Below are 15,640 nucleotides of genomic sequence, written 5' to 3'. Positions count from 1 at the left end.
CTCTATGCAGCTGTCAACTCCCGACGGGCCACGGGCCGGCGCGGCTGCTGGGCTCCGCCGGATGACGGGCCTCGGGATCGACGTGCCCGGCACTCCGGTGTCAGGTGGTCGTCCCGGCCGCCGGGCCAGGAACGGACCGCGGGGAGCCCTCAGCCGTTCGCACGGTGAGGGTCATGGTCAGGCCGCCCCCAGAGGTCCTCCGCCGTCACCGTGCCGCCCATCGCCTCCAGGAAGCCTCGGGCCACCTCCAAGCCCAGGCCGACGCCCTCGCCACGCGCCGCGTCTCCGTAGCGCTGGAAGGCACCGGAGATGCGGGGCTTGGCCTCGTGGGGGACGCCCGGGCTTCGTCGACGATCCTGAGCTCGACGCGGTCCGCCAGGGCGCTCGCCGCGACCAGCACAGGCCTCCCGGGCGGGCTGTACTTGACCGCGTGCTCGACCATGTTGGCGACGGCCAGCCTGCGGGAGTCGGCTGCCGCCGGACGAGTCAGCGATCTGCGCGGAGTCTTCGCAAGGATTCCGATGTACAGCCATACGGCGAGCGCGGCCTCGACCACATTTAAAGACCCGCGGAGAACGACGCCTGACCTGACCAGCCCTATCCCGTCTGAAGCGGCCGCCGGGGCCCGGCGCAGGCGTCGTTCGTCCTCGCGTTACGGTCGAGGCCCACATCACGCACCGCACTACCAGGCCGGAGGGTGCTGTGCCGAGCCGTTCGCAACGAGGAGACCGACCGTTGGAAACCGCCACCCCGCCCGCCGACGGGGACGACGCCTTCTGGCAGGAGCGCCGCGTGTGCTTCATCACCACCCTCCGGCCCGACGGCACCCCGCACGTCACCCCGGTCGGTATCACGTACGACCCTGAGACGCGGATCGCCCGCGTCATCACCGACGGCGGCAACAAGAAGGTCCGCAACATCCGCGCCGCCCTGGCCGCTGGCACCGAAGCTCGTGTCGCCGTGAGTCAGGCCGAGGGCCGGCGCTGGTGCACGCTCGAAGGCACCGCAGTCATCAAGGACGACCCCGCCTCCGTGGCCGACGCCGAGCGTCGGTACACCGAGCGGTACAAGCCCCCGCGCGTGAACCCCAACCGGGTCGTTATCGAGATCACCGTCACCCGCGCCCTGGGACCCACCAAGCCCTCCGGCTGGTGACCCCGCCCGCCCCAGGCGCGGGCGGAATATAGGCGAGGATCCCCGGATTCCGAAACCGGGGATCCTGCGGAGGATGGACGACACCACCGCCACTCCCCCGCCCCTTCGTCGAAAAGGCGCCTCGACCGAGACATCCACACCCGTCACACCGGCTACGCCGCCGCGTACGACAGCCGGAACAGCTCCAGCGCCCGCTCCACGTCCTTCTCCGAGCGCAGCTGGACCTCCAAGTCCCCCGTGCCGTGGTGCCCCAGCCCCGTCACGTCCCGGGTGAAACCCGGCACGACGTCGACCACCGCCGGCGCGCACTTGAGGTAGACGAGGAGCTTGTCCTGTCGTCCGGTGACGCAGGCGAAGTTCCGCAGCCGCTGGTACGCGTCGTACTGCTTGCGTGGCACCTTCGTCACGTCCTCCCCCAGCCCTCGCAGCACCTCGTCGACGACCGTCGCCAGCTCCGTAATGCCGCCGGCCTGCCGGCGGGGCGCCTGCCCCCACCCGCCGCACGCACGGCCCCGCCGGTGAGCCGGCCTACTCTGGGCGGCGCCCGTGGCGACCGTCTCCAGCGCGATGTGATGCTCGCCGAACAGCCGATACCGCACGAGGTCGATCGACCGACGATGCTCGCGCACCGCGTGCAAGTCGTACCGGGTGAAGTCACCGGCAATGCAGATGAGCCTCGGCGAGCTCCACAGGACGGCCGAGGCCGCGGTCGCACCGAGGCGTTCATGGACCAGGGCCTGGAACTCGTCCCGGTGGTCCATCAACCACGCCATGTAGTACAGGCCCTGCGACAGAACACCGGGGTCGGTCGCCCGCTTGTACTCGACGATCACCGGCGAGCCGTTCTCGTCCAGCCCGAGCGAGTCGATACGCCCGCCGTGGACGGGACCGGTGCTGTACTCGGTCGCCAGGAAGCGGACCCCGAGCATCGGCTCCATCGCGCTCTCGACGAGCGCCTGTACATCGGCCTCGGTCTCGGCCAGACGCGGCACGACTTCGAGCACGCCGTTCATCGTGTGAAACAGCTTCAGATCAGAACACCCCCGTGCTTGTGGCTGCCGAGTATGAACGCCCAATGCACTGGGTTTATTTCCAGGCCTACCGGTCCGTGGGCAGGGCGCCGAAACCGCTACAGCCTTTCGCCACCGGCCATCTTCCCGAGTAAACAGACGGGTTGATGATGATCATGACGGTCACGCCTTCGCGGGGCTGCCCCCGACATCACGGCTGGGCGATATATAGCGCACAGTCCCCGGTTTCCGAAACCGGGGATTCGCTCGGAAGATCGAGCCTCCACAGCAACGGTTCTGTCCGCCATCCCTGAAAGGCCCTCGCCCGCCTCATGTGTGTTCATGACGCCCAGGTTGCCAGCCTGCTCGCCCTCCACGATCGACGGTGCATCACCTTTGCGCAGCCTCGCTGAAATCGGTCACAACCACTCCGCAAATCAGCGGGGCTGAATCCGCCCGACCGGGAACGATCTCCCGGGGAGACGCGTATCGCGTCAACCGCACTTATCGGAACAGGTTGTTCTCCGTGTGCGAATCCACGGGTTTCCCGCTGGACTTCTCCGCCGTTGCCCCTATGGTCGTCGTCCCGGCGTTCCTCTGATCAAGGGAGCTGACTGACCTGCCTCATACATCGCCCCACCAAGTCGGCGCGCTGCGCCGTCGCAAGGAAGTCATGCCATCCAAGGAATCCACCGCGAACGGACGAAACGTTTCCCCTGAGCTGGTCGTCGGCAAGTGGTTCACGACCGATGAGCTCGCGGGCATGTTGAACGTCGACCCCTCCACCCTCCGTCGTTGGCGCTCGGCCCGCCCTCCGCAGGGGCCGCCCTTCGTCCCCGTGTCCGATCGCGTGACCCTCTACAGCACTCACGACGTCGAGCACTGGCTGCGCAGTCGCCGCGTCGTCCCAGGGCAGGCGGCCTGAGGTGGCGATAGCAACACCGCCCGCTGCTGAGAGCGTTCCGATCGGCGTCCGCCTCACCGCCGACGTCGAATACCGCCCCAACCGCCCTTCTCCCTACCGGGCCCGCGTGCGCTGGTGGGACCCCGAGACAAAGTCCCGCAAGTCCCTCTCCGAGGCCAAGGACACCGAGGACGAAGCGCAGGAGTGGATCACGGCGCTCGTCGAGGCGGCGGAAGCTGGCATCAACCCCTCGCTCGCCACCATGCCTCTGGTCGACTACGGCACCGCGAATATGGAACTCGCGCTCCGTGGACTGGAGCTCAAGACTCTCGACCCTTATCTGGCTGGTTGGCGACTGAGAGTTGTGCCGGCCCTCGGTCATCTGCCGGTCCGAATGATCACCAACGGTGCTGTCGACCGCACCGTGTACCGGTGGATCGCCGACGAGTACAGCCGCTCGACCGTCAAGAACACCATCGCCGTCCTCGTACGCGTCATGGAGCAGGCGGTCCGCGACGGCCTCATCAAGGTCAACCCTGCCCGGGTCAGCGGCTGGCAGCGTCAGTACCAGCAGGTCGAGGACGAGCTGAATGATCCTCGCGCGCTCGCTCTGCCCGACTGGGAAACTCTCCAGGCCCTCGCCAAGACCCTGGTCGCGCGCTCACACGGCCAGTACCAGGGGTGGGGCGACGTGGTCACCTTCGCCGCGTCCACGGCAGCGCGCATCGGCGAGGTCTCCGGGGTCCGCGTCCGGGACATCGACACCGACAACTGGATCTGGACCGTCCGCCGGCAGACCACCCCCGCCCGTGGCGGGCTCATCGACAAGGCCACCAAGGGCAAACGTGCCCGCAAGGTGCCCCTCATCGAAGAAGTCCGCCCGATGGTCGCCCAACGCCTGCTCGCGGCCGGTGACAGCCCCGACGCCCGCATCTTCTTCGGCCCTCGCGGTGGACGCATCTCCACCGCCGTCCTGCGTGACGCCACGCACTGGGACAACGTCGTGACCGAACTCGGCTTCGAGCACCTCCGACGACACGACCTGCGCCACACTGGGCTGACGTGGTTCGCCGACGCCGGAGTCCCCCTGCACGTCCTGCGCAAGATCGCCGGACACGGCTCGCTGACCACCACCCAGCGCTACCTGCACCCCGACGCAGACCAGATCACCGCAGCCGGTGCAGCCCTCTCCGCGCACCTCATGGTGCTCCGTGCACCTCGTTCGCTGCCACTCACGGCAGTTGCCGCCGTCTGAGCCCCACCGACCGTCCTGGTCCCCAACTGGTCCCCAAAAACGATCTTGAGGCCGTATCGGATACTTCCGATACGGCCTCTGACCTGCGTAAAAGCAAGTCGGGACGACAGGATTTGAACCTGCGACCCCTTGACCCCCAGTCAAGTGCGCTACCAAGCTGCGCCACGTCCCGGTGCCCGTCTGACCTGGGGTTTCCCCCTGCCGGACGTGCATGAGAACAATACCGCACTTCCCCGAGTGGTCACGAACCCCTTTCCGTGCTTGACCTCAACCTCGCTTGAGGTAGCACGGTGGGGCGCATGACGAACACGGCAGACAGGCATGACGTGGCAGGCACGGCGGACGCCCTCGACCCGCGCGATCCCGGCCCTGACCTCGACCGGCTTCAGCGGCTCATGGGGCTGATGACCGGCGACGAGAAGCACTCGCCCGCCGCCACGTCCACGCTCGACGCGCTGTGGGTCCTCTACGACCGAGTCCTGCGGGTCTCGCCCGAGAGCTTCGGGGACCGGGGGCGGGACCGGTTCCTGCTGTCGAAGGGGCACGGGCCGATGGCGTACTACGCCGTGCTCGCCGCCAAGGGGTTCTTCCCGGAGAAGCTGCTCACCGGCTTCGGGTCGTACGACTCGCCGCTCGGGCACCACCCCGACCGGACCCTGGTGCCGGGCGCCGAGATCGGCAGCGGCTCGCTGGGGCATGGGCTGCCCCTCGCCGTCGGGAGCGTGCTGGGACTGCGGGCGCAGGGGCTGACCGACCCGCGGGTGTGGGTCCTGATCGGCGACGCCGAGCTGGACGAGGGAAGCAATCACGAGGCCCTCGCCTACGCCGGGCCCGCCGGTCTGGAGCAGCTGCACACGCTCGTGATCGACAACAGCTCCGCCACCTACGGCTGGCCCGGCGGGATCGCCTCGCGGTTCGAAGCCGCGGGATGGTCTGCCGAGACCGTCGACGGCCGTGACCACGAAGCGCTGTACGCCGCCTTCACCGCCCCCCACCCCGGACGTCCGCGCGCCGTCGTCGCCCGCGTCGAGCCCAAGAGCGCCTGAGCCCAAGAGCGCCGTCGCCCGAGAGCGAGCGCCTGAGCCCGAGAAGCCGTACAGGCCGTAGCAGCCAGAGAAGCCCGAGGAGCCCTTCCATGGACACCATGCGTGACCGATTCATCTCGACCACCAGCCGCCTACTCGACGACGATCCCCGGCTCGCGCTCGTCCTCGCCGAGATCAGCAGGGACGGCTTTCAGCAGGCCGAGCGCCGACACCCCGACCGTGTGATCAATGTGGGGATCCGCGAGCAGCTGATGATCGGCGTGGGCGGCGGGCTCGCGCTGACCGGGATGCGGCCGGTCATGCACACCTTCGCGAGCTTTCTCGTCGAGCGCCCCTTCGAGCAGGTCAAGCTGGACTTCGGCCATCAGGGCGTCTCGGGTGTCCTGGTCAGCGCCGGAGCCTCGTACGACTGGCCCGCCGGCGGCTTCACCCATATGTCGCCCGGTGACGTCGCCCTGCTCGACACCCTCGACGGCTGGACGGTCCACGTCCCCGGCCACCCGGACGAGGCCGAGGCGCTGCTGCGACGGGCCGTCGCGGGCGACGATCTCGTCTACGTCCGGCTCTCCCTCCAGTCCAACGCCTCCGCCCGCCCCGTCTCCCCCGGCTTCACCACGCTGCGCGAGGGCCGTGACGGGGTCGTCGTCGCGGTCGGGCCCATGCTGGACAACGTCCTCGCCGCGACCGAGGGCCTCGACGTGACCCTCCTCTACGCCACCACGGTCCGCCCCTTCGACGCCGAGGCCCTGCGCCGGGCGGTCGACGGGGCCCGCGCCGACGTCGTCCTGGTCGAGCCCTACCTCGCCGGAACCTCGACCACCGCCGCCAACGACGCCCTCGCCGAGACGCCCCATCGGGTGCTGGGCCTCGGCGTCTCCCGCCGAGAGCTGCGCACCTACGGCAGCATGGAGGAACACCTGAGGGGCCAAGGCCTCGCCCCGGCCGCCCTGCGGGAACGCGTCACAGCCTTCCTCGACCACTGACCGCCGACGCGTAGGCGCTCTCACCCCTGCAGGCGCCCCCGCCGGCGTATACGCCGGAGCGCACGCCGGTCACTCCCCGTGACGCGCCGGGGCGCCGCCGGGCGCACCCGTGCGCTGCGCGCGAGGCCCCCGCCTCAGGCCGGAGGAGGCCGCATCCCGGTGGTCAGGGCCCCGGCGGGTTTCGCGGGGACTTCCGGCATGCCCCTCCTGTGGGGAGGAAGTGACGCATGAGGTGATCAGGTGCGCCGCAAAACCATATGCCCATGAACTGCTTGCCCTTGGCATGTGGCAGAAAGATGCCCACGGGGAATGCCCAGGGGGCCCGCGCGAACAGGCCAAGTCCTCGCGAAACACAGTCAGATTCAAACGTCAACCACTCAGCTTTCGGACAAACTCGGTGGCGATATTGATCCGCCCCAGAAAGATCAACACCATGAAGTGTCGGCCTGTTCGGGACGGGACCACTGCCGATGCACCATCTGCTCGAACAATCGAACGAGCAGGGTTTCGCAGGGGAGGACTCGAATGGACGGCTACTTCAGCAGTCGGCTGCATCATCAGCTCAGGGAAACGGTGCGCGCCTTCGCGGAGAATGAGGTCCGGCCACGTATACCCGAGATGGAAACGTCCCGGTCGGTGCACCACGAACTCTCCCGGCGCATCTGCGAGCAGGGCTGGCTGGGAGCGACTATCAGCCAGGAGTACGGCGGCATGGGGGCCGGGCACCTGGCCAAAACCATCATCATCGAGGAGCTCTCCCGGGTCAGCGGCGCGATGGGTGCCATGGTCCAGGCCTCGCAGCTCGGCACCGCCAAGATCGTGCACTTCGGCAGCGACGACCAGCGCAAGACATGGCTTCCGGCCATCGCGGCCGGTGAGTGCCTGCCGACCATCGCAGTGACCGAGCCCGAGTCGGGCGGTCACGTCCTGGGCATGACCGCGAGCGCCGTGCGCGACGGGGACGACTACATCCTCAACGGCAGCAAGGTGTTCGTCGGCAACAGCCATGTGGGCGATCTGCACGGTGTGGTGGTCAGGACCGGTCCCGGATCGAAGGGACTCACCGCCTTCCTGGTCGAATCCGATCGCCCGGGGTTCCGTACCGGTCCCCAGCAGCCGGCGATGGGTCTGCACGGCTTCAGCTTCGGCGAGCTCATCTTCGAGAACTGCCGGGTCCCCGCCTCGAACCGTCTGGGAGACGAGGGCGACGGACTGTCCGTGGCGTACTCCTCCAGCGTGCTGTACGGCCGGGCCAACCTCACCGCCGTCTCACTCGGCATCCACCAGGCGATGCTGGAGGAGACGACCCGGTTCTGCGCCGAGCGACACCGCTACGGAAAGCCCCTGTACGACCTTCCAACCGTCAAGTTGAAGCTGGGTCAGATGCAGTCCCGTCTCATGACGGCCCGGCTCGCCGCGTACCACGCGGTCCACCTGCTGGACCAGGGCATGTCCTGCGACGCGGAGTTGATGAACGCGAAGCTGGTCAACGTCGAATCCGCCCTCGACTCGGGGCGCAACGCGATGGAGATCCACGCCGCGGCCGGGCTTTTCACAAACCGCTCCATCGAGCGCTATGTGCGCGACGCGCACCACATCTTCGCCCCGGCCGGAACCTCGGACATCCAGCTGCTGCGCCTGGCGGAGGTCGCCATCGGCCAGGACAAGGGCAGTTGGTCGGAGAAGCTGTCGGACCTGGTCAAACTCGAGTCGGCCCCCCTCTGACCACCCGGCCCTGGGCCGTGTCCGTGAAGTCCCGCCTGGCCCGCGACGCCCGGCGCGCACGCTCGCCGCGTTGTCGGGATCACCCGAGTACGCCCCGTACGAGGGCGACCCTCCGCCTTGCGATCCCAACGCACCGGACGCCGCGGGCCCTGCCCTGCGGCCAGACGGCGCTGCTTTCCGGACACGACCCAGCCGGGGACGGAAGAAGCGCCCCGGCCCGGCCGTGAGCCGTTCCGGGGCGCCCCGTCAGTACTCAGATCAGGTTGTCCTCACGGCGGTGGATCTGCTCCACCAACTCCGCCGCGAGCGTCTTGATCTTCTCCAGGCCGGCCCTGCCCCACGGCCGTACGTCCGTGTCGACCACGCAGATCGTGCCGAGCGCGATGCCCGTACGGTCGATCAGCGGGGCGCCCATGTAGGAGCGGATGCCGATCTCGTCCACCACCGGGTTGCCCGCGAACCGCGGGTAGTCGCAGACGTCCTCCAGCACCAGCGCCTTGCGGCGCACCACCACGTGCGGGCAGTAGCCGTGGTCACGTGCCATGAACCGGCCGACGTTGCCGCCGGCCGCCGCCGCGCCCAGGTCGCTGCCTGTGTGCGTGCCCGCCGGGGTGTGCAGACCGGCGAAGAACTGCCGGTTCTCATCGATGAAGTTGACCATCGAGTACGGCGCCCCGGTCACCTCCGCGAGCCGGTGGGCGAACTCGTCGAAGGCCGGCTCCGGCCGCTCCCCGAGGCCGAGTTCGCGCAGCCGCTGCACACGGGCGGGCGCCTCCCGGTCGACGGGGGTCAGCAGCAGATGCCCGGTCGGGTCGTAGGTCATGTCGGTGCTCCGTAGCTCGGCACGGGGGCCGGGATGGTGGTGAGCAGATGCTGGACGAGGGTGAGCAGGGTGCGGATGCCGGCGCTGGAGATCCGGGCGTCGCAGAGCACGACCGGCACCTCGGGCCTGAGGTCGAGCGCGGCCCGCACCTCGTCGGGCTCGTAGCGGTAGGCACCGTCGAACTCGTTGACGGCCACGACGAATCCGATGCCCCGCCGTTCGAAGAAGTCGACCGCGGAGAAACAGTCCTGCAGGCGGCGGGTGTCGGCGAGGACGACCGCTCCGAGCGCACCCTCGGAGAGCTCGTCCCACATGAACCAGAAGCGCTCCTGGCCCGGTGTGCCGAAGAGGTACAGCACATGGCGGTCGTCGAGGGTGATGCGCCCGAAGTCCATCGCGACCGTGGTCGTGGTCTTGGACTCCACGCCCTCCAGGCTGTCGGTGGCCGCGCTGACCTGGGTCAGCAGTTCCTCGGTGCTCAGCGGTTCGATCTCGCTGACCGCGCCCACGAAGGTGGTCTTGCCCACGCCGAAGCCGCCCGCCACCAGGATCTTGAGCGCGGTGGGGAACGGATCGGTCGCCACGCTCTCGTGGCGCTCAGAGCCGTTGTCGTAGGCCATCGAGCACTGCCTCCAGCAGAGAACGGTCGGTTGGGTTGGCGTGGAAACGGGGCGCCCGGGCGGTGAGCGCCCCGCAGTCCACGAGATCGGAGAGCAGAACCTTGGTGACGACCGCCGGGAGCCGTAAGTGCGCGGCGATCTCCGCCACCGAGGTGGGTCCGTCGCACAGCCCGAGGGCCACGCTGTGCTCGGGACCCATGTGCGGCTGCGGAGAGGAGCCTGTCGCCATCACCATGGAGAGGAGGTCCAGCGCGGTGGTGGGCTTGGTCCGGCCGCCGCTCACGGTGTACGGACGGATCAGCCGGCCGGCCGCGTCGTCGAGCCAGGGCCCCTCCTGCGGGGACGTCACGCTCACTGCCCCGTTCTGCCCGCCGCGCCCGCCGCTTGTCTGGCGGGCGTGACCAGATACGGTCGCACGCTCTTGACCAGCATCGCCATCTCGTACCCGAGGACGGCGGCGTCGGCCTCGCGTCCGGCGAGCACCGCCAGACACGTGCCGGACCCGGCAGTGGAGACGAACAGCAGAGTGGAGTCGAGCTCGACGACCACCTGCCGCACCTCGCCGCCGTCGCCGAACCGCGCGCCGGCGCTGCGCCCGAGCGAGTACAGGCCGGAGGCCAGCGCCGCCATGTGGTCGGCGGCGTCGGGGTCGAGGCCGTGGACCGATTTGACCAGGCCGTCGGAGGAGAGCAGTACCGCGTTGCGGGTGTACGGGACCCGCTGGACCAGACCGCTCAGCAGCCAGTCGAGATCCGAGGAATGGCCGTTCGGCACATTGCTCGCCATGGTGCATCTACTCCTTGTGCGCGTCGCCGGGACGCAGCGGTTCTTGGGGGGAGGGTTGGGATTCGGCGAGTCCGATGCCGCGCTGGAACGCGGCCATCAGGCCCGGGTCGTGCAGGGCGTGCTCCTCCGGCTTGCGGGCCACGGGCTCGTCGCGCAGCTGCGGGACGAGGTGCTCCTGGGCGCGCCGCTTGGGGAGGAGGGGGCGGCTCTGCGCTTCCGCGCGCGGGGCCGGGGGGGACGGGGGCGCCTGAGGGGGCAGGGGGGCGCCTCCGGCACGGGCACTCGCGGTGGCCGGGGAGGACTCACCGGAGTACGCCGTTTGGTGCGGCAGGGCGGGCGGTGACGAAGGGGTGTACGTCACCGGGCGGTGGCCGGGCTCGGGCGTGTGGCCCCGGCCCGGGCCCTGTCCCTGACCGTGGCCGGGTCCCTGCGCCTGACCCGGGCCGTGTCCCTGACCGTGGCCGGGTCCCTGCGCCTGGCCCTGGGCGTGAGCGGCCTGCGGCCGCGGGGCCTCCCGCGGTACGCGTTCGGGAGCGGGTGCGGGGACCGCGGGTGCCGCCGGGACTCCCGGCGCGAGAGGCTGCGCCTGGAGGGGGGACTGCCGCTGGAGCTGAGCGGCCTGAGGTTGAGGGGCCTGGACCGCGTGGGGCTGGGGGTGGGGCTGGGGCGGGACTGCCTGAGCCTGAGCCGCCTGGACCTGCGCCGTCTGGCTCGCGGCCACAGCTCCGGCCTGGTTCTCGCTGCGCGCGAGCCCCTCCGGGTCGGCACCGAGAAGCCCCTGCGGCAGCACGAGAACGGCCTGGACGCCACCGTAGATGTTCGACTGGAGGCGTACGGCGATGCCGTGGCGCCGCGCGAGCGCGGAGACCACGAACAGTCCGATCCGTCCGTCCTGCAGCAGGTGGGCCACGTTGACCTGGTCGGGGTCGGCGAGCAGCGCGTTCATCTTGTTCTGCTCGGTGACGGGCATGCCCAGGCCTCGGTCCTCGACCTCGATGGCGAGGCCGGCCGTGACGTACTGGGCGCGCAGCAGCACCGTGGTGTGCGGAGCGGAGAACAGCGTCGCGTTCTCGACCAGTTCGGCGAGCAGGTGGATGACGTCGGCCACGGCATGGCCCCGGAGGGTACCGTCGATCGGCGGGACGAGCTTCACGCGCGGGTACTGCTCGACCTCCGCGATGGACGAGCGGAGCACCTCCGTCATGGTGACGGGATTGGACCACTGGCGACGGGAGATGGCGCCACCGAGCACGGCGAGGTTCTCCGCGTGGCGGCGGATGCGGGTCGCCAGGTGGTCGACGTGGAACAGACCCTTGAGCAGCTCGGGGTCCTCGACCTCGTTCTCCAGCTCGTCGAGGAGCTGGATCTCGCGGTGCACGAGGGACTGCAGACGGCGGGCGAGGTTGACGAAGACCTCGACCTTCTGTTCGTTGCCCACGCTGCTCGACAGCCGGGATGCCTGCACCACGGCGGCCACGGCGGCCTCGTGCGAGCGGGTCAACTCCTGTGACAGGAGGTCGAATTCGTCCCCGGAAGCGGTGGCGGGCGGGACGACCGGGCGGGCTGGCGGGCCCTCGCCCCTGCGCAGCTGCTCGACGACCGTGCGCAGTTCGCTCTGGCTCCGGGCGCTGGAGCGGCGCAGGGCGTTGCATCGGTCGAGGACCGCCTTGGCGGCCCGGTCGGCGCCGAGGGCCGCCGCGGTCACGGACGCGACCGTCAGGGCCGCGGCGCCCGTCAGCGCGGCCCAGAGGCCGGGGGTCGGAGAGGCCCCGGTGGAGCGGAGGGTGAAGAGGACGGCGGCGGCGCCGCCGAGTGCCACCGCGATGGCCGGGAGCACGGACGTGCGCAGGAGTTGTGGTCGTATGCGGGCTTCCGTCGAGAGCGGTGCGGGGTTGGGAGTCCCCGCGCTGGGGGCGGAGCGGGCGCCTGACCGGCCGTGCCGCCCGCCCTCGCGGCGTTCGGACCGCGGGGCGGGTGCGCGAAGTTGAGACATGAGTGTCCTTGGTGCGTGCCCAGGAATCGGCGTACTACGGGGGTGTACTACGTGGGTTTGATGAGCCTACCGATGATCACCAGCCACACACTGTAGTCGTCAACCGCTCAGGCGGGGTGCGGAGTTGGCAAACTTACCCGTAGGGCGGCCCACTCTGGTATTGCCCCTTGCCCAACAGGCCGAGAACGCTTGGCCGGAACTCGACGAAGGATGCGAACGTCGAGAGCGGAAGCGGACGGAAGGGGGCGTACGCCACCCTCCGCCGGGGAAATCACCCCCGACCGGAATCCGCTGCCGCGATCCGGGAGCCGGCACGGGACGCACGAGGCGGGGAGCGCCGCGGAGGGCGCCGTACGGCGCCCGAGGGCCCCTGGACGCGCGAGAGCCCCGGTTTCGGAGGCGCGGGTCACCATGACCGTCCGTAGGACCCGGCCCGCCGCCGAATCGGCGACCGGATTCTGGGCAGCGGCCACGAGACCGGTGTTCCCACGGACGAGGAGAGAGGTCACCACCATGGCCGACGTCAGTCCTATCGATGTCCAGAAGGCTCTCAAGGGTGCCGAGTACCCCGCCAGCGGCGAGGACCTGGTCTCCGTGGCCAAGAGCAACGGCGCCGAGGACACCGTCGTGAAGAAGCTCCAGAGCTCCGGTTCGAAGCGGTACGACGGTCCCGATGAGGTACAGAAGGCCATTTTCGGGAGCGGTGGCAAGAGCTGACCGGCTGGGCAGCTCCGTATACCCGGAACCGGCCCGCGCGCCCTCGGTCCCGGTCAAGGGGTCGAGGCCCGTGGGCCCGCGGGCCCACGGCCGTAGGTCCGGTCCGGTTGTGCCGGTCAGGTCACCGCCCGACCGCTCCCGGCGACCTCTCGCCCCTCATCCCTCATCCCTCAACGCTCGCCGGCGAGGTCGAGGTCGCCTCGCGGGGCGGGGTCCGCGGCGACGGTCAGCGTCTTCGGGCCGCGCCAGGGGCGGGAGACGGGCCGGGACACCGCCCGCCACCAGGGGTCGACGGGGAGGAGCCCCTCGGGCTCGAACGGCTCGCCCGGCCGGGGGAGCGCGACGGACTGTCCGGCGCCCACGGCCGCGTCCATCGTCCACTCGCCCGGCTCCGCCCAGGCGTGGAAGGCGAGGTTGAAGGTCCCCCAGTGGATCGGCAGCAGCACGCCGTGCGGGCTGCGTCCCTGCAGATCGAGGTGGGCCTCCACGCCCTCCGCGGGGGTCATGTGAATGTCCGGCCACGCTCCGGGAACCGGCGTCGCGTCCGTATGACCCTCGGGCCAGTACTCGCTGTACGCCCCGATCTGGATCATGGTCGCGTCGAAGGGTCCGTGCTCGGCGCCGATCTCCCGGAAGCCGGGGAAGTACCCGGTGTCGCCGCTGTGGTACACACGGTGCTCGGGGCCCGCGACGACCCACGAGGCCCACAGGGTGTGCTGCTGGTTGCGCAGACCCCGGCCGCAGAAGTGGCGGGCGGGCGTCGCGGTGAACCGCGTCTGACCTATCTCGGTGGATTCGTTCCAGTCCAGCTCGCGCAGGCGTGAGGGGGACACCCCCCAGCGCTCCAGATGGGCGCCGACGCCGAGCGGCACCACGAAGACCGTGTCGGTCGAGGCCAGCGCCTTGATCGTGGGCCGGTCGAGGTGGTCGTAGTGGTCGTGGGAGATCACGACGGCGTCCACGGGGCCGAGCGCGGCGAGCGGGAGAGGCACGGGGTGCAGCCGCCTGGGTCCCGCGAAGGAGAACGGGGAGCAGCGGTCTCCCCACACGGGATCGAAGAGCACCCGGTGACCGTCGATCTCGACGAGGACGCTGGAGTGCCCCATCCAGGTGAGCCGCAGTCCGGAGACGGGGAGCTTGGCGAGGTCGGCCAGCGTGGTGGCGTGGACGGGGACCGTGCCGGTGGGCGCTCGGCGCGCCCGCGCCTCCTTCTGGAAGAAGACCTTGGCGAGCTCGACGGCGGAGCCGGAGGGCACGGTCCGGGACGCCACGGGGTTCTGGAAGACGCCGTCCGCGAAGTTCGGCGAGCGCCTGATGCGCTCCAGACGCTCGCCCGCCGGGTCGGCGCCGAAGGCCTCGGGCCGCCGGGCGCGCAGACGGGCCCGCAGCGAATGGTCGGAGCCGGTGCCGGTCACGGGGCCTCCTGAGGGTCGGGACTCCATTATGGGCGGCCCTCGCCGGTTACGGCCGGGGAGACCGGCGATACTGAACCGTCGTTCAGTACGACGGCCACTCGTTCTCGTCCTGGACCGCCTGAGGCGCGGTGTGGCCGGCAGTGGGCCGCGGGTACGTGCGGGGTGCATGTCGGGGAAGGTGGCCGGGCCGGCGTGGGGCGTGACCATGAAGGAGGCGCTGCACTACCCCGGCCGTCCGGTACGTCCCCGGGGGCGGCGCCGAGGGCGCCGGACGCCGGACGGGAGGGGCGCCCGGGGCGCCGGACGCCGGAGCGCGGAGCGGCGCCGCGCGGCTGCGGACGGCGGCATGCCGCACGCGGTGGCGCACGGCATGGTGGAGGAGCGGCGTGCCGGAGATCGCCGAGCGCTGCGACTGGTACTGAGGCGCGTGGCCTGGGCTGCGCGCCTCCGGGTGCGGGGTTCCGGGCCGACGCTCCGGCCCCGCCCGGAGCGCGCAGTTTGATCATGCCCGTGTCATGTTCTGTGTAGGCTGGCCGCCGTGGCGAGAGTGCGGTTGAGCGTGGCGGAGCGGCGAGAGGAACTGCTGCGGGCCGCCGTCGAGCAGATCGAGGCCCGGGGAGTGGCCGCCGTCCGGATCGCCGACGTCGCCGCCGCCCTCGGGGTCAGCAACGCGCTCGTGCTCTACCACTTCTCGACCAAGGAGAAGCTCGTCGCCGCGGCCTTCGCCTACGCCGCCGAGGCCGACCTCGCCCATCTGCGCCGGCTCCTCGGGCGGCGCACCACCGCCCTGCGCCGGCTGCGCGCGGCCGTGCGCTGGTACGCCCCCACCGGACAGGCCAAGGGCTGGCGACTGTGGATCGAGGGCTGGGCCGCCGGGCTGCGGGAGCCGGCCCTGCGCGAGGTCGCCGGAGCGCTCGACCAGCAGTGGAAGGCGGCGCTGGCCCAGGTGATCGCCGAGGGCACGAAGGCCGGGGAGTTCCCCTGCGAGGACCCGGCCGCGGCGGCCTGGCGGCTGACGGCCTTCCTGGACGGGCTCGCCGTGCAGATGACGTCCTACGCCGGGTCGCTCTCCCGCGCCGCCATGCTGGAGTGGGCCGACGCGGCCCTCGTCCGCGAACTCGGTCTGCCCCCCGAGGAAGCTCCCGCCTCGGCCGCCCCCCGCCCCGGGCCGATCGACCCCGGCGGCGCATAGCCCGCGGTGCCGCGGT

15 protein-coding genes, 1 tRNA gene and 1 pseudogene are annotated in these 15,640 nt (G+C 70.6%); 8 read left to right on the top strand and 9 right to left on the bottom strand.

Annotated features, from left to right (window positions below):
• Positions 1–100: 100 nt before the first annotated feature.
• Positions 101–454, bottom strand: a pseudogene (locus IE136_RS35375) (sensor histidine kinase); the annotation flags it as partial.
• A gap of 281 nt (positions 455–735) precedes the next feature.
• Between IE136_RS35375 and IE136_RS06575 the strand changes: the two are divergent.
• Positions 736–1,155 carry a PPOX class F420-dependent oxidoreductase gene (locus IE136_RS06575; protein ID WP_229818670.1) on the top strand — a complete coding sequence of 140 codons (420 nt, stop codon included), beginning with the start codon at positions 736–738 and terminating at the stop codon, positions 1,153–1,155.
• Between the two features lie 152 nt (positions 1,156–1,307).
• On the opposite strand, the gene IE136_RS06570 is transcribed toward IE136_RS06575, so the two are convergent.
• Positions 1,308–2,168, bottom strand: a complete 861-nt coding sequence (locus tag IE136_RS06570) for a DUF5655 domain-containing protein (protein WP_189599787.1) — start codon at positions 2,166–2,168, stop codon at positions 1,308–1,310.
• A gap of 670 nt (positions 2,169–2,838) precedes the next feature.
• On the opposite strand from IE136_RS06570, the gene IE136_RS06565 reads away from it, so the two are divergent.
• Both IE136_RS06565 and IE136_RS06560 read left to right on the top strand, forming a co-directional pair.
• Complete coding sequence (locus IE136_RS06565) at positions 2,839–3,090, top strand: helix-turn-helix transcriptional regulator (protein WP_189599786.1); 252 nt, start codon at positions 2,839–2,841, stop codon at positions 3,088–3,090.
• A 1-nt stretch (position 3,091) separates the two neighbouring features.
• Positions 3,092–4,324, top strand: coding sequence for a tyrosine-type recombinase/integrase (locus IE136_RS06560; RefSeq protein WP_229818669.1), 1,233 nt, complete (start codon positions 3,092–3,094; stop codon positions 4,322–4,324).
• Between the two features lie 98 nt (positions 4,325–4,422).
• Here the strand turns inward: IE136_RS06560 and IE136_RS06555 are convergent.
• Positions 4,423–4,496, bottom strand: a tRNA-Pro gene (locus tag IE136_RS06555).
• Positions 4,497–4,623: 127 nt separating this feature from the next.
• Between IE136_RS06555 and IE136_RS06550 the strand changes: the two genes are divergently transcribed.
• From IE136_RS06550 to IE136_RS06540, 3 genes are all read left to right on the top strand, one after another.
• Complete coding sequence (locus IE136_RS06550; protein WP_158992322.1) at positions 4,624–5,370, top strand: thiamine pyrophosphate-binding protein; 747 nt, start codon at positions 4,624–4,626, stop codon at positions 5,368–5,370.
• An 89-nt stretch (positions 5,371–5,459) separates the two neighbouring features.
• Complete coding sequence (locus IE136_RS06545; protein ID WP_189599785.1) at positions 5,460–6,353, top strand: transketolase family protein; 894 nt, start codon at positions 5,460–5,462, stop codon at positions 6,351–6,353.
• Positions 6,354–6,878: 525 nt separating this feature from the next.
• Positions 6,879–8,078 (top strand): acyl-CoA dehydrogenase family protein, encoded by a 1,200-nt coding sequence (locus IE136_RS06540; RefSeq protein ID WP_158992318.1) that lies wholly within the window; start codon positions 6,879–6,881, stop codon positions 8,076–8,078.
• Between the two features lie 253 nt (positions 8,079–8,331).
• Here IE136_RS06540 and IE136_RS06535 read toward each other — a convergent pair whose 3' ends face one another.
• The 5 genes from IE136_RS06535 to IE136_RS06515 are packed head-to-tail and all read right to left on the bottom strand — an operon-like array spanning position 8,332 to position 12,300.
• The gene (locus IE136_RS06535) at positions 8,332–8,901 is read right to left on the bottom strand and encodes a GAF domain-containing protein (RefSeq protein WP_158992316.1); all 570 of its coding nucleotides are present in this window, start codon (positions 8,899–8,901) and stop codon (positions 8,332–8,334) included.
• Positions 8,898–9,521, bottom strand: a complete 624-nt coding sequence (locus IE136_RS06530) for a GTP-binding protein (RefSeq protein ID WP_158992314.1) — start codon at positions 9,519–9,521, stop codon at positions 8,898–8,900. The genes IE136_RS06535 and IE136_RS06530 overlap by 4 nt, the downstream gene beginning before the upstream one ends.
• The gene (locus IE136_RS06525) at positions 9,499–9,870 is read right to left on the bottom strand and encodes a DUF742 domain-containing protein (RefSeq protein WP_158994885.1); all 372 of its coding nucleotides are present in this window, start codon (positions 9,868–9,870) and stop codon (positions 9,499–9,501) included. Before IE136_RS06525 ends, IE136_RS06530 begins: the two co-directional genes overlap by 23 nt.
• Before the next feature lie 2 nt (positions 9,871–9,872).
• Entirely contained in the window at positions 9,873–10,307 is a 435-nt protein-coding gene (locus tag IE136_RS06520) for a roadblock/LC7 domain-containing protein (RefSeq protein ID WP_158992312.1), read from the bottom strand.
• Between the two features lie 7 nt (positions 10,308–10,314).
• Positions 10,315–12,300 (bottom strand): sensor histidine kinase, encoded by a 1,986-nt coding sequence (locus tag IE136_RS06515; RefSeq protein ID WP_189599784.1) that lies wholly within the window; start codon positions 12,298–12,300, stop codon positions 10,315–10,317.
• Between the two features lie 513 nt (positions 12,301–12,813).
• Here IE136_RS06515 and IE136_RS06510 point away from each other — a divergent pair.
• Positions 12,814–13,017 carry a DUF2795 domain-containing protein gene (locus tag IE136_RS06510; protein ID WP_158992308.1) on the top strand — a complete coding sequence of 68 codons (204 nt, stop codon included), beginning with the start codon at positions 12,814–12,816 and terminating at the stop codon, positions 13,015–13,017.
• 170 nt (positions 13,018–13,187) lie between these two features.
• On the opposite strand, the gene IE136_RS06505 is transcribed toward IE136_RS06510, so the two are convergent.
• Positions 13,188–14,459: an MBL fold metallo-hydrolase gene (locus tag IE136_RS06505; RefSeq protein WP_189599783.1), complete on the bottom strand. Its 1,272-nt coding sequence runs from the start codon at positions 14,457–14,459 to the stop codon at positions 13,188–13,190.
• Positions 14,460–14,970: 511 nt separating this feature from the next.
• Here IE136_RS06505 and IE136_RS06500 point away from each other — a divergent pair.
• Positions 14,971–15,624 carry a TetR/AcrR family transcriptional regulator gene (locus tag IE136_RS06500; protein ID WP_158992306.1) on the top strand — a complete coding sequence of 218 codons (654 nt, stop codon included), beginning with the start codon at positions 14,971–14,973 and terminating at the stop codon, positions 15,622–15,624.
• Positions 15,625–15,640 lie beyond the last annotated feature (16 nt).

Origin of the sequence: Streptomyces lateritius, assembly GCF_014649715.1 — a bacterium.
GTDB lineage: Bacteria > Actinomycetota > Actinomycetes > Streptomycetales > Streptomycetaceae > Streptomyces > Streptomyces lateritius.
This window is presented reverse-complemented; position numbering and strand designations above follow the sequence as displayed.

Excerpts from the sequence above, each read along its gene's own strand:
- IE136_RS06570 (WP_189599787.1), bottom strand. The coding sequence starts at position 2,168 with ATGAACGGCGTGCTCGAAGTCGTGCCGCGTCTGGCCGAGACCGAGGCC.
- IE136_RS06565 (WP_189599786.1), top strand. The coding sequence starts at position 2,839 with ATGCCATCCAAGGAATCCACCGCGAACGGACGAAACGTTTCCCCTGAG.
- IE136_RS06550 (WP_158992322.1), top strand. The coding sequence starts at position 4,624 with ATGACGAACACGGCAGACAGGCATGACGTGGCAGGCACGGCGGACGCC.
- IE136_RS06545 (WP_189599785.1), top strand. The coding sequence starts at position 5,460 with ATGGACACCATGCGTGACCGATTCATCTCGACCACCAGCCGCCTACTC.
- IE136_RS06540 (WP_158992318.1), top strand. The coding sequence starts at position 6,879 with ATGGACGGCTACTTCAGCAGTCGGCTGCATCATCAGCTCAGGGAAACG.
- IE136_RS06535 (WP_158992316.1), bottom strand. The coding sequence starts at position 8,901 with ATGACCTACGACCCGACCGGGCATCTGCTGCTGACCCCCGTCGACCGG.
- IE136_RS06530 (WP_158992314.1), bottom strand. The coding sequence starts at position 9,521 with ATGGCCTACGACAACGGCTCTGAGCGCCACGAGAGCGTGGCGACCGAT.
- IE136_RS06520 (WP_158992312.1), bottom strand. The coding sequence starts at position 10,307 with ATGGCGAGCAATGTGCCGAACGGCCATTCCTCGGATCTCGACTGGCTG.
- IE136_RS06515 (WP_189599784.1), bottom strand. The coding sequence starts at position 12,300 with ATGTCTCAACTTCGCGCACCCGCCCCGCGGTCCGAACGCCGCGAGGGC.
- IE136_RS06510 (WP_158992308.1), top strand. The coding sequence starts at position 12,814 with ATGGCCGACGTCAGTCCTATCGATGTCCAGAAGGCTCTCAAGGGTGCC.
- IE136_RS06505 (WP_189599783.1), bottom strand. The coding sequence starts at position 14,459 with ATGGAGTCCCGACCCTCAGGAGGCCCCGTGACCGGCACCGGCTCCGAC.